Consider the following 22,205-nt stretch of genomic DNA (forward strand, 5'->3'; position numbering starts at 1 on the left):
GCTCTCGGTGGTCGCCGCGGCCGCGTTGCTGGTCGCCCCGAAGCTGCCGCGCTTCGCGCTCGCCATCGGCGTCTTCGCCCTGCTCGCCGGGCTGCTCGGTCCCACCGTCTATACCCTCGAGACCGTCGCCCAGGTGCACAATGGCGGCAGCCCGACCGCCGGTCCGCCCCGCAGCGAACACGGTGGCGGCCCCGGCCAGCGCGGCGGCGTGGCCGACCCGCAGGTCGCCGGCCTCATCGCGGGCAGTGACACCCGTTGGGCCGCAGCCGCTATCGGCGCTCAGGACGTCAGCTCGCTCGAATTGAGCACGGGCAAGGCGCTGCTCGCGGTCGGTGGCTTCAGCGGTCGCGACGATTCACCGACGCTGGCCCAGTTCCAGCAGTACGTCGCCGACCATCAGATCGGCTACCTGCTGGTGCGTCAGCGCGAGGAATCCGGACAGGACAACAACTCTCGGGGTGGCCGGCCGAATGCCGGTCAGCCGAGCAACCCGCAGTCCGGCCCGGGTAATTCGGAGTCGGATCAGTCCACCTCCGCCCAGATCACCGCCTGGGTGAAGGCGAACTACCCGGTCACCATGATGGGCAATGTGGAGGTCTACAACCTCAACCCCTGACCGGGGACAGCATCCACGGGCATGCACTGGTGCGGGCACCGGTGCATGCCCGTCGTATTCGCGCCTGGGTGGAACGAATTCGGGCCGGGGACCGACCAGTTCGGTGAGAGGAATTCGGTGGATGCGAGGGGCGGCCGTGGATAGCTACAGTGACGGGCGACAGCTGGGGCCGGGTGGGAGGTCGGCGATGGGCGAGGTGCGCGCGCGGGTGGGGGTGCTCGGCCCGGTGCAGCTGACCATCGACGGGGTGGCCCAGCCGCTGGGCGGGCCCAAACAGCGCGCCGTGCTCGCCTACCTGGCGATCAACGCCAACCGTCCGGTATCCGTCGAGGCCCTGGCCAGCGCCGTCTGGGAGGACAATCCGCCGCCCGACGTACGCGTCAGCCTGCACGCCATCATCTCCAATCTGCGCAAGCCGCTGCGCGACGGCGGCATCGACGCCCGGAACATGCTGCAGCACATGGGCACCGGCTACCGCATCGTGCTCGCGGACCCGGCCTGCGATGTCTTCCGCTTCCGCGCCCGCCGCGAGAACGGCCTGCGCGCCCTCGCCGCCGGACGATTCGCCGCCGCCGCCGACGCCCTCTCCGACGCGCTCGCCCAGTGGCGCGGACCGGTCCTGTCCGATCTGCGCGGACTCGGCTTCGCCGACGCCTACGCCGTCGCCCTCGACGACGAGCGCATCGGCGTCATCGAGGCCCGCGCCGAGGCCGATATCGCCCAGGGCCGCGCCGAGGGCGTGGTCTCCGAGCTGGCCCTGCTGGTGCGCGATCATCCCCTGCGGGAATCGCTCTGGGAGCAGCTGATCACCGCGCTCTACCTGACCGGCAGGCAGTCCGACGCGCTCGAGGCGGCCCGCCGGCTGCGCGGCATCCTCGCCGAGGAACTCGGCATCGATCCGGGCCATCGCATCCGGGAGCTGGAATCACGCATCCTGCGCCAGGATCAGCTCAGTGTGCCAGCGGTCGCGGCGGCCTCGGCCACCCGCGCCACCACCATCGTGGACCGCAGCTGGCACGAGCCGCAGGCGCTGCTGCGCGACCGCTCCGGGAACGTCTTCCCGGTGACCGGCTCCACGACCCGCATCGGCCGCCTGTCCGACAATGACATCGCGCTCGCCGACGGCCGGGTCAGCCGCCACCACGCGCTGCTCATCGACAACGGGCACACCTGGGTGATCAAGGACCTGCACTCCTCCAACGGCGTCTATGTCGATGGCGCACGGGTTGCCGACAGCGGATTATTGTCCGATGGAGCGGTGTTGCGCATCGGCGATACCGAACTGGTCTTCCTGCTGGTTCGCGACGAGGACAACGCCGGCTGAACAGCAGTGAATGACACATGACAGATCCGCGACGTCCGGAGCCAATGATTAACTGACCCTTCATTACTGATCCCCCTCACCGCCACGAACCCCCAAGCTCGGTCGGCGATCCTCAACGGTAGCCGTTCCTATGCTCACAGGGGTTGCCATGGATCGGAGGCGTTTTCTGAAGCACGCCGCGCAGCTGGGTGGTGCGGCCGGAGCCATGTCGATGCTCCCGCCGAGCCTGGTGCAGGCCTGGGCCGAACCGGCCCCGCCCGGCGGCTGGGACCGGATCGAACACGTGGTCATCCTCATGCAGGAGAACCGCTCCTTCGACCACTACTACGGCTCCATGGCCGGCGTGCGCGGCTACGCCGATCTCAATGCGCTACAACTGTCCACCGGACGCTCGGTTTTCCACCAGCCCGACGGCGGCCGGGTGGTGATGCCATACCCCACCACGCTCCAGAACATCGACGGCACCGATCACGGAACCCGCACCGGCCATGACGCTTTCGCCTTCGGCCGGCACGACGGCTGGATCCCCGCCAAGGGTGAGGGCACCATGGTCGGCTACGACCGCGACAGCCTGGGCTTCTACTACCAGCTCGCCGAGGCGTTCACCCTGTGCGACGGCTACCACTGCTCGGTGAACGGGCCCACCGACCCCAATCGCATGTACCTGTTCACCGGCACCGTGGAAAACCCGCTGGCCCTGGACAATTTCGCGGAATCCCTGCAGGTCTCGCTGTTCGCCGACGATCTGAAACTGCGCTGGATGCGCAGCCTGCCGGTCGCCGGGATCGTGGATGCCGTACTGGGGATGGTGCACGGACTGACCAGCGCCCTCCCGAACTCGGTCGCCGAATCGCTGGCCGGGCTGGTGGCGCCGCGGACCGGCAATCTGTTCCTCTACGACGCACTGCTCGGCCCCGACGCCGGACGCTACGTCAACGACATCATCTTCGGCCTGCCCTGGACCACCTACGCCGAACGGCTCCAGGAGCGCGGCATCGGCTGGCGCGTCTACCAGGAGTGGGACAACTACACCGACAATGCGCTCGAGTTCTTCCTGCCCTTCCGTGAGGCCGCGCGGGCGGCGCTGAAGTACACCAATGGCGGGCGCGGGGTCGCCTTCGAGAACTTCTTCCGCTATTACACGGACCTGCAACGGGATCCGAGCCTCGAACCCGCCTACGCCGCCGACCTGAAGCGGGGCCTGGACGAGCTGTCGGCGGGGCAGCGGGCGCTGGTGGAGCAGGGGCTGCTGCGGGCGCGCACCGGCACGCTCCTGGAATCCTTCCGCACCGACGTGGCGACCGGACGGCTGCCCACGGTGTCCTGGATCGTCGCGCCCTACGTCGACTGCGAGCATCCGGTCATGGGCCCGCGCAATGGGCAGGCCATGGTGCGCGGGGTGCTGGAGGCGCTCGCCGAACACCCGGACGTCTGGAACAAGACGGTATTCATCCTCAACTACGACGAGAACGACGGGTACTTCGACCACATCCCGCCGCCGGCGCCGCCGGAGGGCGCGCCCGGTGAATACTTCAGCCGCCACAATGCCGGCCTGGGCGCGCGGACACCCGCGATCATCGTGTCGCCGTGGAGCAAACAGGCCGTCTGCTCCGAATTGTTCGACCACACCTCGGTGCTGAAGTTCCTGGAGCGGGTCACCGGTGTCGCCGAACCCAATATCAGCCCGTGGCGGCGGGAGGTGTGCGGCGACCTGTCCTCGCTGTTCGACTTCGGCGCGCGCCGCACCCTCATCCTGCCCACCGCCGCCCCGCGCGCCGAGCAGGCGATGTCCGGTGTCGCGCAACCGCTTCCGTTCGTGCAGCGCCTGCCGAAGCAGCAGAGCGGCAGCAAGGCGCGGGTGCCGCTGCCGTATCGGATGCAGGCCCGGTGCGCGCCCAACGGGCAGGGCGGAATCACCCTCACCATCGACAACGGCGGCACCGGCACCGTGCACTGCCGGGTGCACCCGAACGCCTTCGCCGCGGACTTCACGCCGACCCGCTTCGACATCCCCGGCGGCGGCACTGTCGCACAGGACTTTCCGGCGGTGAACGGTCGCTACGACTATTCGGTGTACGGCCCCGACGGCTTCCAGCGCCGCTTCGCCGGCGATCTCACCGGTCCGTGCGGCGCGCTGCGGGTCACCGCCACGGCGGCCGCCTCCGGCCGGCGCAAGCTCTCCTGGGTATTCGAAAATGGCGGGACGCAACGGGTTTCGGTCGCGGTGATCTCCAATGCCTACCGTCACGACGGGCCCTGGACTATCGATATCGCGGCAGGCGGGACCGAACGGCGCGAGATGTCCTGTGACACCGATGCCGAGGGAGCGGGCTGGTACGACTTCTCGGTGACGGCCGCCGCGGATGCCGGATTTTGGTGCCGGGCAAGAGGATTCGTCGAGACCGGAGCTGCCGGAAGGACCGCTGACGACGCGGCGCCCTTCGACCGGCTGCTGCTCGACCGGTCCCTCTACGAGCCCGGCCGGGACCTGGTAGTCAGCTACGGCCTGGCGGGCGCGGTGGCCGGGCATCGCCTCGCCGTCTACGCCGATCCCGGCGGCCTGGCCGCCACGGTGCCCGCCACGCCCGCGCTGCGCACTCTCACGCTGGGGAACGGGGTGACGCGGGATCAGGTGGTCCTGCCGGTCGTCGCCCAGCCTGGCGCGGCAGATGCGGCGGTCGCTCCGGTAGCGGGACTGCGGCAGGTCGGCGCGGTCCCGGCCGACGCGGCCCCGCGGTCCGGTCCATTGCCGACGGGCTCCTACCTGCTACATCACCTGGATGATGCGGGCCGGCCGCTGGCCCATCCGGTGCGCTTCCGGGTGCTCTGATTCCGGCTGCCTGGTACATCGGGTCAGTTATGCAACGTGTTCTAGACATATCGCTGGTTTTGTCTTACCGTCGGTTCATGAGTTCAACGGCGTCTCATGCGGTGCGATTCGAACTGCGCTCCGGCGAAACCTGGCGCGACCCGTATCCCATGTATTCCCAGCTGCGCGACCACGATCCGGTCCACCGGGCCGTCCCGGAGGGCCGCGAATCCGACGACTTCTACGTCCTGTCCCGGCACGCGGACGTCTACGCGGCCGCGCGCGACCCCGAGACCTACTCCTCGGCCTCCGGCCTGACCGTCGACTACGTCGACCTGCTGGCCGCCGGATTCGGCGCCGCCAAGCCGTTCGTCTTCATGGACCCGCCCGACCACACCGACTTCCGCCGCCGGGTATCACCGGGATTCACACCCCGGCAGGTGAATTCGGTCGAACCCGAGGTGCGGGCCTTCGTCGTCGAGCGCATCGAGGGCCTGCGGGCCGCGGGCTCCGGCGATATCGTCAAGGACCTGTTCAAGCCCCTGCCCACCATGGTGGTGGCGCACTATCTCGGTGTGCCGGAACAGGATCGGGGCAAGTTCGACGCGTGGACCGAGAACATCGTCGGCGGCGCGGTCGAGGGTGCGGGACTGGCCGCGGGCGACCAGAACGCCTTCACCGCGGTCGGTGAAATGGTCGGCTACTTCAGCGAACTCATCGACCGGCGGCGTAAGGAACCCGGCGACGACACCATCTCGCACCTGCTGGCCTCCAGGCTCGGCGCGGATGGCGACAACGAGGGCCTGCTGGCCATGCTCGGCTTCGCCTTCACCATGATCACCGGCGGCAATGACACCACCACCGGAAACCTCGGCGGTGCGGTGCAACTGCTCACCGCCTTCGCCGACCAGCGCCGCCTGCTGGTGGAGAATCCGGCGCTCATCCCCGACGCCGTCGAGGAATTCCTGCGCATGACCTCCCCGGTCCAGGGCCTGGCTCGGACCGCCACCCGCGATGTGGAGCTGCACGGCGTCACCATCCCCGCGGGCCGCCGCGTGCTGCTGCTCTACGGGTCGGCCAACCGCGACGAACGCGAATTCGGGCCCACCGCCGCCGAACTCGACGTGCGCCGCAATCCCAAGCGCATCATGACCTTCAGCCACGGCCACCACCACTGCCTCGGCGCGGCCGCCGCCCGCATGGTGGCACGGGTCGCTCTGGAGGAACTGCTGGCCCGCTGCCCCGACTTCACCGTCGATCTCGATACCGTGCAGTGGGCGCACGGCAACTACGTGCGCTGGCCGATCTCCGTCCCGTTCCGGGCGACGGCCTGACCGACTCCGGGCCGGCCAGCACCCAAGGTCGGCCCGATCGCACCATCCGCGCACCGCGCGGGCAGAGTGTGCACGAGTGGGTCCGGTGGCGGCTGCCCCGCCGCCGGACCCGCGAGCAGCGAAGGGACATCCATGAGCCGAGACTGGCTGGCCGACGACCGCGCCGACCTGGCCGCCGAGCGCATCCTCGATGCCGCCGCGCGCCTGTTCGCCGAGCGCGGCGTCACCGCGGTCGGCATGGGCGATATCGCCAAGGCGGCCGGATGCTCCCGCGCGACCCTCTACCGGTACTTCGAGAACCGGCAGGCCGTCCGCCTGGCCTTCGTGCACCGCGCCACCCGCCGCATTGCCGGGGGCGTGTTCGAACAGGTTGCCACGATCGAGGATCCGGGCGAGAAGGTGGTCACCGCCATGCTCGGCGCGATCCACGCGGTCCGGGCCGACCCCATGCTCATCGCCTGGTTCCGCCCCGGCGAATCCGGCGCGGCCGGGCGCATCAGCCAGGACTCCGACGTCATCGAATCCATTGCGGCGGGCCTGTTCACGCCCACCGCCCTCACCGATCCCGAACGCAGCCGGCTGGCCCGCTGGCTGACCCGCATCATCGTCTCCTTCCTCGCCGCCCCCGGCCGTGACGACGCCGAGGAGCGCGCCATGCTGGAGGAGTTCGTGGTGCCGGTCGTCAGCCGCGCCTTCGTCTGATCCGCGGGGCCGCCGAACCGGACAGTCGGGCGCCGCCGGCCTGTGACCGCAGTGCGGCGGCGCGGTCGGGCCCCGAACCAGGCCGGTCACGCGCGCGGTCGGCGGCACTCCTCCGGGGCGTTCGATAGGCTGCCTGCTCATGTCCGCTCCACGTTCGCTGGCCGAAGTCCGCACGCGCATCGACGTTCTCGACGGTGACCTGATCCGGCTGCTGGCCGAGCGACAGGAGTTGGTGCGCGCGGCCGCCGCCTTCAAGGCCGACGAGCAGGCCGTGCGTGCGCCCGATCGCGTTGAGCGGGTCGTCTCGCTGGCACGCGAGCGCGCCGCCGCCGCAGGGCTGGAGCCCGCTGTGGCAGAAGCGGTCTGGCGGGCCATGATCGGCGCGTTCATCGCACTCGAGCTGGACGAGCACAGCGCACGCCGGTGAGCTCGATGCACCTGTGGCTCCCGGCCCATCTCCGTGACGGTGGGCCGACGGGGCCCGAAGGTGGTGCGGCGGGCCATGAGCGGGTGTTCACCGGCCGGGCGGTCCCGGTGGCGCGATCGGATCAGTGGCCTGCCCGATGTCCGACGTGGTGGCCGTAGAGGCGGTCGGACAGCGCGGAGGCGAGATCGGTCACGGCTTCCCGTGCCACGCGCATCGGCATGGCGTGGAAGACGTGCCAGAGATTGCGGTACTCGCGGTGCCGCAGGGGCGCAGCCGATTTCGCCGCGATGGCGGCGAAGCGGCGGGCGTCGCCGGCCAGCAGATCGTCGCCCGCCGAATGCATGACGATGGGCGGCAGGCCGGTGATGTCGCGGTAGAGCGGCGACCGGGCGCGGCGCTCGTCCTCGGGGACGCCCGGCAGGTAGGCGTCCATGAACTGCGTCATGAGCGGCGGGTTCAGCAGCGGCTCCCGGCTCGGATCGCACTGGAAGGCCGAGGAATTCGCGGTCAGATCCAGCACCGGGCAGATGAGCCCGAGGATCGCGGGTTGCGGCCAGTGCTTCTCGCGCAGCCGCAGGGCCAGATCCAGCGCCAGGCCGCCGCCGGCCGAATCACCGACCACCGCAACGCGTTCGGCCGGGATGCCCGCCGCGAGCAGGGCTCGATAAGCGGCGACGGTGTCGTCGATGGCGGCCGGGTACGGGTGCTCGGGGGCCAGCCGGTAGTCCAGGGCGTGCACGGTCGTCCCCATGGCCGCGGCCAGCGCGCCGGTGAGGGTGCGGACCATGCGCGGCATGCCGATCACATAGCCGCTGCCGTGCAGGTACAGCACCGCGGCATCGGCGGGCGCCGAACGGGGAGTGAGGGTTTCGACCGGTATGCCGCCGAGTCGACTGGTCTCGACGGCGATACCGCGCGGCGCCCGGGCGAAGGTGGTGCCCGCGCCGACCCGGGCGCGGACCCGGGACCAGTCAGGGGCGGGGCCGAACCACCAGTGGCCCACCAGGCGGGAGAGCAAGCGCCAGAACGCTATTTCCACGATGTCACTTCCGGCTCTCGACACGCTGATTCAAGTCGTAGTCGACCGGATCCGGAGCGCTGCGGATCAGCTTCTCGTAGCGCCCCGGGGTCCACGGCCACAGCTCGGGCAGCCCGTCCTTGCCGAGGTACCAGCTGGTGCAGCCGGTGGTCCACACCGTGCTCGGGGCGGCGGCCCGCATCCGCGCGTTGTAGCGGTCGGTGGCGGCACGGGTGGGGGCGACGGTCGCGAATTCACCTGCCTGCCACCGCCGCAGCCAGCCGACGATCCGGGCGGACTGCGCCTCGGCGACCGCGGTCAGCGGATGATTGGCGAAAGGGCTGTGCGGGCCGACGAGCATGAACAGATTCGGGAAGTCCGGCATCATGACACCCTCGAAGGCGCGCGGGCCCTGCTCCCAGGCCTGATCCAGGGTGCGGCCGTCCAGTCCGGTGATGGCCATCGGGCGCATGAAAGCGTGCGAGTCGAATCCCGTTGCCAGGACCAGGATGTCGAGCTCGGATAGACGACCGTCCGTGGTCACCACGCCGCGCTTCTCGACGTGATCGATGCCCTCGGTCACCAGCGTGACATCGGGGCGCTGCACCGCCTGGTAGAAGCGGTCGGACACCACCAGCCGCTTGCACATGGCCTGATAGTCGGGCGTCAGCTTGCGCCGCAGTTCAGGATCCTTGACCGATCGCAGGTTTCGCTCCACCACCCACTGGATGAACCGGCGCACCCGGCCGGGATGCACCAGGCCCTGCGAGAACACGGCGAAGGCGGCGCGATTGAACCAGTAGGGGAGTGCGCCCAGTGCGGGGATCAGCGAGTAGAGCCGCTTCGAAACCCGCGTGTAAGGCCGGTTCACCGTCGGCAGGATCCACTGCGGAGTGCGCTGGAACAGCACGACTTCCGGCACCGTGCCCGCCAGCGCGCTCACCAGCTGGGTGCCGGTGGAGCCGGTGCCGATCACGCCCACCCGCTTGCCGGTCAGCTCGACATCGTGCCGCCAGCGCGCGGAATGCATGACCGGGCCGTCGAATTCGTCCAAGCCGGGGATATCCGGCCGGCTCGGGTGGTGCAGGAAACCCGTTGCGCACAACACGAAGTCGACGCGCCGGGTCACGCCGTCGGAGGTGGTGAGCTGCCAGCCGTCGCCGTCGAACACCGCGCCGGTCACCTCGGTCCCGAAGCGGGTGCGGCGATGCAGTCCGTGCTCGCGCGCCACTCCGGCCAGATAGTCCTTGATCTCCGGCCCCGCCGAATACAGGTGTGACCATGCGGGATTCATGGCGAACCGGAACTGGTAGTACCGCGAGGGCACATCGCACACCAGGCCCGGATAGCTGTTGTCGCGCCACGTGCCGCCGTACTCGTCGGCCTTCTCGTAGAGGGTGAAGTCGGTGAATCCTGCCCGCTGCAGAGCCACGGCCATGCAGATCCCGGAGATTCCGGCGCCCACGATGGCGATCCGCGGTGTGTTCATGGGACGCGAGCCTAGACAGCTGTCCGACATGGTGGGAAGACTTTCGAGTAAATCAGTAGACATTCCGTCATTCGCTAGACACAGTGTAAAGCCACTGCTACCGTGTGCGCCAGATCACAAGTTCGAGACAAGGAAGCACGATGCGCGCACTCCAGTGGACCGGCCCGGAAAAGGTGCAGATCAACGACATTCCGGTCCCGGACATCGGACCCACCGACCTGCTGGTGAAGGTCGGCGCCGCGGGGGTCTGCCACTCCGACCTGACCCTGGTCAACTTCCCGATCCAGCTGCGCGAGGATCCGCTCACCCTCGGCCACGAGATCGCCGGCACCATCGAGGCCATCGGTTCGGACGTGAAGGGGCGCGAGATCGGCGAACGCGGCGTCGTCTACCTGTTCTGGACCTGCGGCGTCTGCCGGGAGTGCGTGAGCGGCAACGAGAACGTCTGTCTCGCGGCGGGTCGCGTCGCCATGCCGCCCTGCCCCGGACTCACCATCGAGGGCGGGATGTCGGAGTACGTGCGGATTCCGGCGAGCTCGTTCGTGCCCATCGGCGACCTGGACTTCCTGCAGGCCGCGCCGGTCGCCGACGCCGCCCTCACCGCCTACCACGCCATTCGCGGTGCGCGCGAAGCACTCCGGCCCGGCGGCACCGCGGTCGCCATCGGCATCGGCGGGCTCGGGCACGTGGCGGTGCAGATCCTGCACGCCATCTCCGGCGTGCGGGTCATCGCCGTGGACCAGGCGCAGGAGAAGCTGGACCTGGCCGCCGACTGCGGTGCGGAACTCGGCATCCTCTCCGGCGGCGACACCGCCCAGCAGATCCTCGACCTCACCGGCGGGCGCGGCGCGGACGCCGTCTTCGACTTCGTCGGCGTCGACTCCACCGCCAAGCTGGCCTGCGAGACCGTCGCCCCCAACGGCGCCTACCGCATGGTCGGAATCGGCGGCGGCGCACCGGAAATCACCGCCGGACCGGCCGGCGGCCCCGGCTGGCCGTGGGGCGCGACCGTGCGGAAATCGCTGGGCGGCACCCGCAGCGACCTGCACGCCTGCGTGGCCCTCGCCCAGGCGGGCAAGCTGCACATGGAGGTCGAGCGCTTCGACCTCGCCGAGGGGCCGGAAGCCTTCCGCCGCCTGGACGCGGGCCAGATCCGGGGGCGCGCGGTCCTGGTGCCCTGACCGATTCGCGAAATGAGCCCGAGGCAGGCCGGACGAATCAGCCTGCGGCGGGCTCTATCTCGCCGAGGAACTTCGCGACGCGCGCCGCGATCTCGTCCGGGAACTCGCCGTTGATGGCGTGCGGGGCATCCGGCCACACCTCGAATTGTCCGCCGGGCACCAGCTCCCGGCGGTATCTCATTGCAACCCCGCGATGCGGCGCTCCAGCCAGCGGCGGGATTCGGCGTCGCGGGCGTGGACGAGGACCTTGCGGCGGGCGGCGGGGGAGAGCGCGGATAGCAGGCGGGCCAGGCGTTTTCGGGTATCCCAGCTGATCAGGTAACGGACCGCGCCGGCGATGGCGGCGTCGTCGGCCAGGTCGACGGCGCGGGCGAAATCGGTGTGGTTCTCCAGATCCAGGAACTGGGCCGGAATGCGTTCGTGCGGAGGGTAACCCGAGTAGGCGCCGGTGCCCGCGGCGTACCAGGCGCACAGGCGCAGGATTCGATCCACCGCATCCGGGTACGCCGCCGGCAGCAGGGCCCGGGCCGCTGCCACCTGGGGTCCGGTCAGACCGCCGCCGGAGGTGGACGTGTCGAGAAAGATGTTCGTGTAGGGCGTGAGTGGTGCGGGGATCTCGGCCACCCAGAGCCGGGCGGTGCGGTCGATTTCGGCCTGGCGCTGCTCGGCCACGCGGTATTCGCGCAGGGGAACGGCGATGCCGCGCACGGCCAGCCATTCCAGCGAGCGGACGCCGTCGGCCAGCAGCGCGTCCCCGGGCCAGCCGTCCCAGCGGATCGAATAGCCGTGATGCAGGGTCACCGTGGTGAGCGGACGCTCGTCGGTGTCGAAGAACTCCAGCACCACATCGCCCCAGCACATGCACACGAAACCGGACAGGTCGGCGACGCGCAGGGCGTCCCGCAGCGCTCGCACGGCAATCGGGTCCCGTTCCTCCAGCAGGGTCGGCGCGTCCCCGGGCATCTCCCTGACCCGGACGCCGTGCGCACGCGCCAGCACCCGATCCAGCGCGACCGGATCCCCACCCGCGGACGTTCCCCCGAAAGCCATACCGAAACACTAATCCGCCCAGCGGTCCCCGGCGTGGTGTTGCGGCGGCACGCGGGTGCCTTCTCGGTGACCAGCCTGTTGCTGAACTGGTACGTACCAGCTGATGATACGGTGCCGTGTGACGCCGACAACTCGCCTGATGGTGACCGACCGGTGAGAACTGCATTGTTGCCGAGAAGCCAGATTTAGGAGAGACAGTGGCGATATCGGACTCCTCGCGAGACGCTGCCGGTCCCGCTGCCCAACGCACCACCGGACTGTTCCGCACCAAGAGCGTCGAACAGTCGATCCGGGACACCGACGATCCCGATGCCAAACTTCGCAAAGACCTGACCTCGTGGGACCTCACGGTCTTCGGCGTCGCGGTCGTGGTCGGCGCCGGTATCTTCACCCTCACCGCGCGTACCGCGGGCAACATGGCCGGACCCGCGGTCTCGCTGGCCTTCGTCTTCGCGGCCGTCGCCTGTGGCCTGGCCGCACTCTGCTACGCCGAATTCGCCTCGACCGTCCCCGTCGCGGGCAGCGCGTACACCTTCTCCTACGCCACCTTCGGTGAGCTGGTCGCCTGGATCATCGGCTGGGACCTCATCCTGGAATTCGCGCTCGGCACCTCCGTGGTCGCCAAGGGCTGGTCGCAGTACCTGGGCACGGTCATGGGCGGGCATCAGCCCATCTGGCACTTCGGGTCGGTCAAGTTCGACTGGGGCGCGGTCGTACTGATCGCGGTGCTCGGCGTGCTGCTCGCCCTCGGCACCAAGCTGTCCTCGCGGGTCTCCGCGGTCGCGGTCGCCATCAAGCTGGCCGTCATCGCGCTGGTGGTCGTGGTCGGCGCCACCTACTTCAAGGCCTCGAACCTGAAGCCCTTCATCCCCGCCTCGGTCCCCAACGCGGACTCCGGCAGCGCGAGCAAGCTGCAGCAGACCCTGTTCCAGCTGGTCACCGGCGGCGGCAACAGCCACTACGGCTGGTACGGCCTGCTGGCCGCGGCCTCCATCGTGTTCTTCGCCTTCATCGGCTTCGACGTGGTCGCCACCGCCGCCGAGGAGACCAGGGATCCGCAGCGCAATGTGCCGCGCGGCATCCTGGGCTCGCTGGCCATCGTGACCGTGCTGTACGTGGCGGTCTCGCTGGTGCTCACCGGCATGGTGTCCTACAAGGACCTGCAGGGCAACGACGCCACCCTCGCGACGGCATTCGCCCTGCACGGTGTCACCTGGGCCAAGAACATCATCTCCATCGGCGCGCTGGCCGGTCTGACCACGGTCGTCATGGTGCTGTTCCTGGGTCAGACCCGCGTGCTGTTCGCCATGTCCCGCGACGGCCTGATGCCGCGCCGGCTCGCGCACACCGGCACCAAGGGCACGCCGGTGCGGATCACCGCCATCGTCGGCGTCATCTGCGCGGTGCTGGCCGGGTTCGTGGACTTCGGCACCCTGGAGGAAATGGTCAATATCGGCACGCTGTTCGCGTTCGTGCTGGTGTCCGTCGGCGTGGTCGTGCTGCGCCGCAGCCGGCCGGATCTGAAGCGCGGCTTCCGGGTGCCGCTGGTGCCGCTCATCCCGATCCTGTCGGTCATCGCCTGCGCCTGGCTCATGTTCAACCTGTCGGTGGAGACCTGGCTGCGGTTCGTCATCTGGATGGCGCTGGGCCTGATCGTGTACTTCGCCTACGGCCGACGGCACTCGGTGATGGCTCGCGCGGAGGCGAAAACCGGTAGCTGATCGGGTGCTCGAGTTCGGTGCTGGTGGTGTGTCTTCCCTACGCCACCTCGTGGAATGCGGTTCAATTGCTCTGAATATTGAGAGTTGTGCCACAAGTTCGGCCCATCAGCACCGTCTCAGCATCCCGAGAGGAACCGATCGTGAGCATGCTCCTCGCTGTGCATGACGCCTACACCACGGTTGTCGCGCAGATCGGCAACCCGACCCCGGAGACCCCGCCCGTAGCGGACAAGCTGATGAAGCTGGTCCGGTACTTCACCTGGTTCACCATGCTGTCCGGCGTCACCGCCATCACCTACGGCGGTGGCCGGTTCGCCTGGGAGAAGTGGAGCGGCGGCGGCCTCGAATCACCGAAGATGATCGCCGGAGCGATGATCGGCGGCGCCACCGCCACCAGCGCCGGCACCATCATGAACACCGTCATCGGAAACTAGAACAACTCCCGTGACTCGCGGCCATACCTCCCAAGGCCGTGGGCTTCGCCTCTGAATCCCTTTGGGAGAGCGAGGCTTGCGGGTGCGCCGGAAACCGGCGCACCCGTTGGCTTCTTACTGCTGGCTCTGGCCCAGCATGGTGTTCATCTGGGTGATCTCCTGCTGCTGGGCGGCCACGATGGACTGCGCCAGAGCCTTCGACTCGGCGTTGGAGCCCTGTGCCAGTTCGGTATTCGCCATGGTGATCGCGCCTTGATGGTGCTCGATCATCATCTGCATCCACAGCTTGTCGAAGTCCGGGCCGGACAGGCCCGCCAGCTTGGCCATCTGGTCCTTCGACATGATGCCGGGCATGTCGTGACCCATGTCGCCGCTCGGCGCGGGCTTGCCGAAACTCTGCAGCAGCGTGGTGATCTGCCGCATCTCCGGCGACTGCGCCTGCTCCACGGCCGTGGCCAGGGTGATCAGCTGCTGGTTCTGCGAGCGGGTGGGCACCAGCTTCGCCATCTCCACGGCCTGCGCGTGATGCGGGTACATCATCTGCAGGAACGTGACGTCGGCGGCGTTGAAGTCGCTGCGGGTGGCCGCCGGCGCCGAGGTGCCGGTCGCGCCGTGATCCATGCCGGGCATGCTGCCGTGATCCATGGCCGTGGTGGTCGAGGACGGCGCGGCCTTCGGGGTGTCGCTGGTGTCATTGCTGCTGCAGCCGGCGGCGATCAGGGCGGTGGCCGCGGTGCCGGCGATCAGGGCGAGCTTGATCCGGGTGCTGAACATGGTCGAACTCCTTGGTGGGTACTGGTGAATCGGGAAATGAGCAGGCGAAAACCCGCGTCCGCGTGGGGGATACGCGGCCGCGGCGGCCCATCAGATCCGCAGGATCGCCAGTTCGGCCAGGGAGAGCACCGTCCAGGGTGGTGGACGGGCGTGATGCGCGCGCGGGTGGCGCGGTGTCGAGGCGGCGGCGTCGCGACGGCCGATGCCGACCCAGGCCAGCACGGCCAGACCCAGTCCGAGCAGCAGCGCGGCGAGCACGAACAGGCAACCGTGCATTCCGGCGTGGCCATTGCCGCAATCGCCGCCGCAGCCGGGCATGGACATCTCGTGGTCCTCGCCCGCGGCCATCGCGATCGGGGCGATACCCGCCATGGGCAGAACGGCGTCGTGCAGGTGCTCGGTCATGACGGTCGCCGCGCTCCCGGCGTGGTCGCCGGTCATGCGGTCGTGGCTCATGCCGAGGACGAGCGCGTGCATGGCCACCAGCCCGGCCAGCAGGGCGAGCAGCCCGAAGGCCCGGATGAACCGGGTGCCTCTGGGCTGCTGCTCGATCACGGCGGCCATTCTACGGACCTGCCGCTGCCCCGTGCCGGATACCCCCTGTCGGTATCGTCATGGGACGCGCCCGGCTCGCCATCGCGAGGATCGGCGGGGTGGGCGGTAGCCTGACGGCCGTGTCACAGCGCGAACTGGTCATTCTGGGGACGGCCAGCCAAGTACCGACCAAACAGCGCAATCACAATGGCTACCTGCTGCGGTGGGATCGCGAGGGGTTGCTGTTCGACCCCGGCGAAGGCACCCAGCGGCAGATGAGCTTCGCCGGTGTGGCCGCCAGCGGGATCACCCGCATCTGCATCACCCACTTCCACGGGGACCACTGCTTCGGCCTGCCGGGTGTGCTGGGCCGCATCAGCTTGGACGGGGCGCTGCATCCCGTGGACGTCTACTTCCCGGCGTCCGGCGAGGTCTACTACGAACGGCTCATCGATTCCTCGGCGCACAACCGCCGGGTGGAACTGCACCCGCACCCGATCACCGACGCCGGTGAACTGCCGCCGCCGGGAGCCGATTTCACCCTGCGCGCGGAGCGGCTGTCCCACCCGGTCGAATCGTTCGGCTATCGCCTCGACGAGCCGGACAGCCTGCGCTTCATTCCCGAGCGGTTGCGCGAACTGGGATTGTCCGGACCGGTCGTGGGTGAATTGCAGCGGCGCGGCGAAGTCGAGATCGGCGGGCGCACCGTCAGGCTCGACGAGGTGAGCGAGGCGCGGCCGGGACAGAGTTTCGCGTTCGTCATGGACACGCGGCTCTGCGACGGCGTCCACGACCTGGCCCGGGGCGTGGACATGCTCGTCATCGAGTCCACCTTCATCGATGCCGATGAGGACCTGGCGGTCGAATACGGTCATCTCACGGCCGGGCAGGCGGCGCAGGTGGCGGCGCGGGCGGGGGTCCGCACCCTGGTGCTGACCCACTACTCGCAGCGCTACCGCACCCTGGACCAGCATTTGGCCGATGCCCGTGCCCATTTCGACGGTGAGATCGTGGTGGCCGAGGATCTGATGCGCATTCCGGTTCCGCCACGCCGCTGACATCGGAGAAGAAGGCCATAATGGTTCGCGGCCGGTCTCGTTCTGGACTGAGCGGAGCGGAGGAGCGAAGCGGGGGAGCGCAGGGAGGGAAGAACGAGACCTCCAGGCCGCGAACCCGCCCGGAGCGAAGCGGAGGGCAAATTGAACACAGCGCACGAGGAACTCATCGCACTCGCCGACCGGTACTGGGACGCCATGCTGGAGTCCGCGCCCAGCGAGGCGACTCTGTTGGGGGACAGGCGATTCGACGATCGCATCGAGGATCTGTCGGTCGCGGCGGAGGAACGGCTGCTGGGTACCTGGCGGGGGCTGCTGGCCGAGGTGGATGCGCTGGATCCGGCGCGGCTGGGTGACGAGGACCGGACCACGCGGAGCCTGCTGCGCACCGAATTGGCTTCGGCGGTCTCGCATCTGGAGTGGCGGCCCGTCGAGATGGCCTCGGATCAGATGACGGGCGTGCACGCCGGGATGCTGACCATGGCTCCCCTGGTGAACGCGCCCGAACCGGAGAACGCGCAGCGGCTGGTGCGGCGCTACCGGCAGTTCGGCACCCTGATGAACCAGGCCGTGGAGCGCTTCCGGGCGGGACTCGCGGCCGGGCGCACGCCCGCGCACATCACCATCGAGCGCTCGCTCAACCAGCTGGACGGCTACCTGGCCTCGGATCTCGCCGACGACCCGTTCGTCACCCTGGCCGGCCCGGCGGGCTGGGATGGCGAAACCGACTGGCGCGCAGAGCTGGCCGAGGTCGCGCGGGAGGTCATCCGGCCCGCCTTCGCCGCCTACCGGGCGGTGCTCGCCGCCGAGCTCGAACCCGTTTCGCGCCCCGATGACCAGCCCGGCCTCTGCTGGCTCGGCGACGACGGCGCGGACATCTACCGCCGCCTGCTGCGCCACCACACCACATTGCCCGACCTGGGCGCGGACGAGATCCACCAGCTCGGGCTGGACGAATTGGCCCGCCTGCGCACCGAATACGAGGAGGTGGGCGGCCGCCTGTTCGGCCTCGCCGAGCAGACCGCCATCTTCGCCCGGCTGCGCGAGGATTCGGCGCTGCGCTACGGCGACGGTGCGGAGATCATGGCGGACGCCCGGGCGTATCTGGCCGCCGCCCAGGCGGAGATGGGCAACTGGTTCGGCCGGCTGCCGCGCCAGTCCTGCGACATCCTGCCCGTCCCCGATTTCCTGGCCGCGGACGCGCCCGCGGCCTACTACTTCACGCCCGCGGCCGACGGCTCCCGCCCTGGCGCCTACTACGTGAATCTGCGGGAACCCAAGAGCCGCAACCGCTACGAGACCGCCGCGGTCGCCTACCACGAGGCCATCCCCGGCCACCACCTCCAGCTCACCATCGCCAACGAGCTGGACCATCTCCCGCGCTTCCAGCGCATGTCCTTCTCCAATACGGCCTTCGTCGAAGGCTGGGCGCTCTATACCGAGCGCCTCGCCGACGAAATGGGCCTGTACCCCGACGATCTCACCCGCGTCGGCATGCTCGCCGCCGACTCCTGGCGCTCCTGCCGCCTGGTCGTGGACACCGGCCTGCACGCCAAGGGCTGGACCCGTCAGCAGGCCGTCGACTTCATGTCCGCCAATGCCCCCGTCGGGCTCGAGGAAATCCGGGTGGAGATCGACCGCTACATCGCCATGCCCGGCCAGGCGGTCGCCTACAAGGTCGGTCAGCTGGAGATTCGCCGCCAGCGCGCCCTGGTCACCGACCGCCTCGGATCCGCCTTCGACATCAAGGCTTTCCACGACACGGTGCTCGGCTCCGGCTCGGTCAGCCTCCCGGTTCTGCGCGATCTAGCCGACTCGCTCTGACACGCTGTGGCGGGCAGGCCGGTGGGCGTGGCTCACCGGCCTGCCCACTCGGTGACAGGTCGATCAGTGGCAGATCTTGTCCGCGACATCGGCAGGAACGCCGATCTCGGTGCAGTGCAGGGCGCTGCCGAGGTTCACCGGCTTCCAGCCGCCTTCGGCCGCCACGTAGTGGAACAGGACCTGCGCCCGGTTGACCGTGTTGTTGTGGGTTCCGCTGTGAGCCATCGCCCAATCGCCCGAGCAGTCGATTCGATCCTCGAGTTCGACCGGCTGCGCCAATCGCGACTCGATGTCGGTGCCGTGCAACGCCTGGAGCAGAACGGATTTGGTGACCGGGCACACCGGCGGGGTGCCCGCTGAACTCGGATCGGTCACCTCGGCCGGGAAGTCACGATCCGGGGTGACGGTGTGATCGTCGGCGCCCAGGGTGAGCGTGACGGTGACCGGCCCGCCCGAGGGACAGCAGCTGGCGTCCTGACCAGCGAGCCACCGGTACTGGACCTGGACACTGCGATCGGACGAGCCGACCACCTGGGTGTAGGACGTCGACTTCTTGGTCGCGGTGCCCAGGTAACCCGCGTGGTTGAACAGCATCACGTGCCACGGTGAGCTGGCCGTGCCGTGCGGAGTCCCGGCCAGCACCCACAGCAGGGCGGGGCAGGAGCCGACGGCGGCATCGGTACCGCTGTCCGCGTAGTAGCCGTCACCGCCGACACCGGAGCCGAGTCGGCCCAGCGCGGCGGTGACCGCCGCCGACTTCAGATCGACGCATCTGCCGTTTCCGGCGGTGGCGGGAGCGCCGTCACCGGCGGGCTGTGTGGTGCCCGGCGACTGCTGAGGGGCGGGAGACTGAACCGTTCCCGGTGCGGTCACGGTGGCGGAACTCGGCACCGACGCCCCGCTGGTCGCAGGTATCGAACTACTGTCCTGACATGCCGTCGCCAGGGCCACCGCGGCGACCGCCGCGATGATGCCAACGATCCTCTTCATGAGAAATCCCTCCCACTCGGTACTACCGAGCACGTCGAGTCCCGGACGCAGATCGTTGCGCCCCCGATTTCATGGGCACGCCGGCTCGCTGTCGGCGCGACCGCGTGCCGGCCGTCGCGAGCCTTCGTGTATCGCGTCCCGCACGAGCCGGCGCAACCGCACCGGGAATAGCGGCCCGGATGGCGTGTTCGACAGTGGTGGTGAGTTGTGTTGAGGGAAGGGGCTGCCGGTGACGGCTACGGATGTGACGTCGTCGATCGGGTTGCGGTCGGAGCGGGGGCCGATTCTCGCGGCGATCATGTTGTCGACGTCGCTGGTGGCATTGGACTCGACCATCATTGCCACCGCGGTGCTGACGATCACCGATCAGCTCGGTGGGTTCGCGCAGTTCCCTTGGCTTTTCAGCATCTATCTGCTGGCGCAGGCGGTGACGGTGCCGATCTACGGGAAGCTGGCCGACATGGTCGGGCGGAAACCGGTGATGCTGTTCGGGATCGGGGCCTTCGCGGTGGGGTCGCTGCTGTGCGGGCTGGCGACGAGCATGCCCGCGCTGATCGCGTTCCGCGCGGTGCAGGGCATCGGGGCGGGCGCGGTCAGCCCGATCTCGATGACCATCGCGGGCGACATCTACACGGTGCCGGAGCGGGCCAAGGTGCAGGCGTATCTGGCCAGTGTGTGGGCGACCTCGTCGGTGCTGGGGCCGCTGCTCGGCGGCGTATTCTCCGAGTACATCAGCTGGCGGTGGATCTTCCTGATCAATCTGCCGCTGGCGGCGCTGGCGGGCTGGATGATCCTGCGGAACTTCACCGAAAGCACTCCGCGGCAGAGCCATCGGATCGACTACCTCGGCGCCGGACTGCTCACCGTCGGAGCCGGGGCGCTGATCCTGGCTCTGCTCGAGGGCGGCCAGGCGTGGGCCTGGGGCTCACCCGCGAGTCTCGCACTCTTCGCTGGCGGCGGGGTGATGCTGGCGGTGTTCGGGCTGGTGGAGCGGCGGGCCGCGAATCCGATTCTGCCGCTGTGGGTTTTCACCCGGCGCATCGTCGTGGCCAGCAGCCTGGCCTCGCTGCTGGTCGGCGCGATCCTGCTGGGTCTCACCTCGTACGTGCCGACTTTCGCGCAGGGTGTGCTGGGCAGCGGGGCGCTGATCGCGGGTCTCACCGTCGGCGCGCTCACGCTGGGCTGGCCGGTGTCGGCGTCGCAGGCCGGAAAGGTATACCTGCGCATAGGTTTCCGGGCGACGGCGGTGGTCGGCAGTCTGTTCGCCGTGGTGGGCGCGGCGTCGCTGCTGGTGGTGGACGCGCGTTCGAGCCTGTGGCAGTTGGCGATCGGCTGTTTCGTCGTCGGCATGGGGATGGGCCTGGTGGCCAGCCCGACCCTGATCGCCGCCCAGGCGAGCGCCGAATGGTCGGAGCGGGGCGTGGTCACCGCCACCAATATGTTCGCCCGCTCGCTGGGCAGCGCGGTGGGCGTGGCCGTGTTCGGCGCGCTGGTCAATGCCCGGCTCGGGAAGGCCGGCCAGCCGGCCGCGTCGGACCTCGCGCCGGCGGTGCACCTGGTGTTCCTGGGCGTGGCCGCCATGGCGGTGGTTCTCATCGGTGCGGCGGCCGTCATGCCCCGGCGAAGCGCGGGCAACTCGGAATTCCATTCGGCGTGAACACGATCGACATGTGATTTGCGGAATCGCAGAATAGCGCCGGGATCGGTTAATTCCGCAAAAAGGCCGCCGACCGTGCCGAATGGAGTCCTTCGGCAATGATCTAGCACACTGTAGGTGTGGTTGAGGTCGAGGACGTATTGGGCCGGTTACGGCGGTATCCGGATGTCGAAGCGGTGAACCTGTACGCGGTCGATGCCGCCGACCGTCTCATGCTGGATGTCGCCGCGGATTCGCTGGCCACCGCCGGGGATGGGCGGGTGGCTGTGATCGACGACGGCTACGGGGCGTTGACGCTCGGGGCCATCGCCGCGCACGACCTGCACGGGGTCCGGGTGCATCAGGATTTGCTCACCGGTGAATTGGCACTCGCCAGCAATGCCCGAATTGTCGGTCTAGCCGATCGCTTTTCGACCCGCGAATTGGGTGCGGGACTGCTCTCCGATGTCCGCGTGGTGCTGTGGCGGCTGCCGCGCGCGCTGTCCGGCCTGGCCGAAACCGCCGAGGCCATCGCGCGCTGGGCCGCACCCGATGTCGAGGTCTTCGCCGGCGGCCGCGACAAGTACCTGACCCCCGCCATGAACGAGGTGCTCGCCGAATCCTTCGGCTCGGTGCGCGCCACCCGCGGCCGCCAGAAATCCCGCATCCTGCTCGCCGCCGAGCCCAAAACCATTGGCGAGCCCCGTTTTCCGATCCGCAACCGGCTCGACGAGCAGGGCTTGGAAGTGGTGGCCCACGGTGCGGCCTTCTCCGGCCCGCGCCTGGACATCGGCACCCGCTTCCTGCTCGACCACCTGAAGCGGATGAAGCCCGATGCCCACGATGCCATCGATCTGGGTTGCGGCACCGGCATTCTCGCGGTCGCACTCGCCAAGGCCCGCCCCGGCATCCGGGTGACGGCGACCGACCAGTCCGCGGCCGCGGTGGCCTCCACCCGCGCCACGGCCGCCGCCAACGGCGTCGCCGACCGCGTCACCGTGCTGCAGGACGACGCCATGTCCAGCGCCCCCGACAACAGCGCCGACCTGGTGCTGTGCAACCCGCCCTTCCATGTCGGCGCGGCCGTGCACACCGGCTCGGCCATCAAGATGTTCCAGCAGACCGGCCGGGTGCTGCGCCCCGGCGGCGAGCTGTGGACGGTCTACAACACCCACCTCAACTACCGGGGCGTCATGGAGCGCATGGTCGGCAGAACCGATGTGATGGGCCGCAATCGCAAGTTCACCGTGACCCGCTCGGTGCGTCCCCTGTGACCCGCTGGGATCC

General features: G+C 69.2%; 19 protein-coding genes and 1 pseudogene. 13 read left to right on the top strand and 7 right to left on the bottom strand.

Annotated elements, in window-relative coordinates:
* The 6 genes and pseudogenes from ACFXKA_RS28165 to ACFXKA_RS28190 all read left to right on the top strand — a co-directional run.
* A pseudogene (locus tag ACFXKA_RS28165) lies at window positions 1–616 on the top strand (mannosyltransferase); the annotation flags it as partial.
* A 187-nt stretch (window positions 617–803) separates the two neighbouring features.
* Window positions 804–1,940 (top strand): BTAD domain-containing putative transcriptional regulator, encoded by a 1,137-nt coding sequence (locus ACFXKA_RS28170; protein ID WP_379429581.1) that lies wholly within the window; start codon window positions 804–806, stop codon window positions 1,938–1,940.
* A 148-nt stretch (window positions 1,941–2,088) separates the two neighbouring features.
* Complete coding sequence (locus ACFXKA_RS28175) at window positions 2,089–4,770, top strand: alkaline phosphatase family protein (protein WP_379429582.1); 2,682 nt, start codon at window positions 2,089–2,091, stop codon at window positions 4,768–4,770.
* 77 nt (window positions 4,771–4,847) lie between these two features.
* Window positions 4,848–6,083, top strand: coding sequence for a cytochrome P450 (locus ACFXKA_RS28180; protein WP_379429583.1), 1,236 nt, complete (start codon window positions 4,848–4,850; stop codon window positions 6,081–6,083).
* A 132-nt stretch (window positions 6,084–6,215) separates the two neighbouring features.
* Window positions 6,216–6,785: a helix-turn-helix domain-containing protein gene (locus ACFXKA_RS28185; protein WP_354833325.1), complete on the top strand. Its 570-nt coding sequence runs from the start codon at window positions 6,216–6,218 to the stop codon at window positions 6,783–6,785.
* 139 nt (window positions 6,786–6,924) lie between these two features.
* Entirely contained in the window at window positions 6,925–7,212 is a 288-nt protein-coding gene (locus tag ACFXKA_RS28190; RefSeq protein WP_379429584.1) for a chorismate mutase, read from the top strand.
* Between the two features lie 121 nt (window positions 7,213–7,333).
* Here ACFXKA_RS28190 and ACFXKA_RS28195 read toward each other — a convergent pair whose 3' ends face one another.
* Together ACFXKA_RS28195 and ACFXKA_RS28200 are read right to left on the bottom strand one after the other, a co-directional pair.
* Entirely contained in the window at window positions 7,334–8,251 is a 918-nt protein-coding gene (locus ACFXKA_RS28195; protein WP_379429585.1) for an alpha/beta hydrolase, read from the bottom strand.
* Window positions 8,252–8,255: 4 nt separating this feature from the next.
* Entirely contained in the window at window positions 8,256–9,719 is a 1,464-nt protein-coding gene (locus ACFXKA_RS28200) for a flavin-containing monooxygenase (protein ID WP_379429586.1), read from the bottom strand.
* A gap of 140 nt (window positions 9,720–9,859) precedes the next feature.
* On the opposite strand from ACFXKA_RS28200, the gene ACFXKA_RS28205 reads away from it, so the two are divergent.
* Window positions 9,860–10,900 carry an NAD(P)-dependent alcohol dehydrogenase gene (locus ACFXKA_RS28205; RefSeq protein WP_379429587.1) on the top strand — a complete coding sequence of 347 codons (1,041 nt, stop codon included), beginning with the start codon at window positions 9,860–9,862 and terminating at the stop codon, window positions 10,898–10,900.
* A gap of 37 nt (window positions 10,901–10,937) precedes the next feature.
* Here the strand turns inward: ACFXKA_RS28205 and ACFXKA_RS28210 are convergent, their stop codons facing one another.
* Complete coding sequence (locus ACFXKA_RS28210; RefSeq protein WP_379429588.1) at window positions 10,938–11,081, bottom strand: alpha/beta fold hydrolase; 144 nt, start codon at window positions 11,079–11,081, stop codon at window positions 10,938–10,940.
* Complete coding sequence (locus ACFXKA_RS28215; RefSeq protein WP_379429589.1) at window positions 11,078–11,950, bottom strand: hypothetical protein; 873 nt, start codon at window positions 11,948–11,950, stop codon at window positions 11,078–11,080. Before ACFXKA_RS28215 ends, ACFXKA_RS28210 begins: the two co-directional genes overlap by 4 nt.
* 197 nt (window positions 11,951–12,147) lie before the next feature.
* Between ACFXKA_RS28215 and ACFXKA_RS28220 the strand changes: the two genes are divergently transcribed.
* Together ACFXKA_RS28220 and ACFXKA_RS28225 are read left to right on the top strand one after the other, a co-directional pair.
* Window positions 12,148–13,671, top strand: a complete 1,524-nt coding sequence (locus ACFXKA_RS28220) for an APC family permease (protein WP_379429590.1) — start codon at window positions 12,148–12,150, stop codon at window positions 13,669–13,671.
* A 146-nt stretch (window positions 13,672–13,817) separates the two neighbouring features.
* On the top strand, window positions 13,818–14,105 hold the full coding sequence (locus tag ACFXKA_RS28225; protein ID WP_354834057.1) for a hypothetical protein: 288 nt from the start codon (window positions 13,818–13,820) through the stop codon (window positions 14,103–14,105).
* A gap of 114 nt (window positions 14,106–14,219) precedes the next feature.
* Here the strand turns inward: ACFXKA_RS28225 and ACFXKA_RS28230 are convergent, their stop codons facing one another.
* Together ACFXKA_RS28230 and ACFXKA_RS28235 are read right to left on the bottom strand one after the other, a co-directional pair.
* The gene (locus tag ACFXKA_RS28230) at window positions 14,220–14,879 is read right to left on the bottom strand and encodes a DUF305 domain-containing protein (RefSeq protein ID WP_379429591.1); all 660 of its coding nucleotides are present in this window, start codon (window positions 14,877–14,879) and stop codon (window positions 14,220–14,222) included.
* Between the two features lie 90 nt (window positions 14,880–14,969).
* Window positions 14,970–15,434, bottom strand: a complete 465-nt coding sequence (locus tag ACFXKA_RS28235) for a DUF6153 family protein (RefSeq protein WP_379429592.1) — start codon at window positions 15,432–15,434, stop codon at window positions 14,970–14,972.
* 119 nt (window positions 15,435–15,553) lie between these two features.
* Here ACFXKA_RS28235 and ACFXKA_RS28240 point away from each other — a divergent pair, with 119 nt between their 5' ends.
* Together ACFXKA_RS28240 and ACFXKA_RS28245 are read left to right on the top strand one after the other, a co-directional pair.
* Window positions 15,554–16,471, top strand: a complete 918-nt coding sequence (locus ACFXKA_RS28240) for a ribonuclease Z (protein WP_354833340.1) — start codon at window positions 15,554–15,556, stop codon at window positions 16,469–16,471.
* A 141-nt stretch (window positions 16,472–16,612) separates the two neighbouring features.
* Window positions 16,613–18,292, top strand: a complete 1,680-nt coding sequence (locus ACFXKA_RS28245) for a DUF885 domain-containing protein (RefSeq protein WP_379429593.1) — start codon at window positions 16,613–16,615, stop codon at window positions 18,290–18,292.
* 63 nt (window positions 18,293–18,355) lie between these two features.
* Here the strand turns inward: ACFXKA_RS28245 and ACFXKA_RS28250 are convergent, their stop codons facing one another.
* Window positions 18,356–19,282 carry an LppP/LprE family lipoprotein gene (locus ACFXKA_RS28250; protein ID WP_379429594.1) on the bottom strand — a complete coding sequence of 309 codons (927 nt, stop codon included), beginning with the start codon at window positions 19,280–19,282 and terminating at the stop codon, window positions 18,356–18,358.
* Window positions 19,283–19,511: 229 nt separating this feature from the next.
* Here ACFXKA_RS28250 and ACFXKA_RS28255 point away from each other — a divergent pair, with 229 nt between their 5' ends.
* Window positions 19,512–20,939: an MDR family MFS transporter gene (locus ACFXKA_RS28255; protein WP_379429595.1), complete on the top strand. Its 1,428-nt coding sequence runs from the start codon at window positions 19,512–19,514 to the stop codon at window positions 20,937–20,939.
* 119 nt (window positions 20,940–21,058) lie between these two features.
* Window positions 21,059–22,192, top strand: a complete 1,134-nt coding sequence (locus ACFXKA_RS28260) for a methyltransferase (RefSeq protein ID WP_354833348.1) — start codon at window positions 21,059–21,061, stop codon at window positions 22,190–22,192.
* The last annotated feature ends 13 nt before the right edge of the window (window positions 22,193–22,205 follow it).

The organism is Nocardia sp. NPDC059228 (assembly GCF_042754245.1).
GTDB lineage: Bacteria > Actinomycetota > Actinomycetes > Mycobacteriales > Mycobacteriaceae > Nocardia.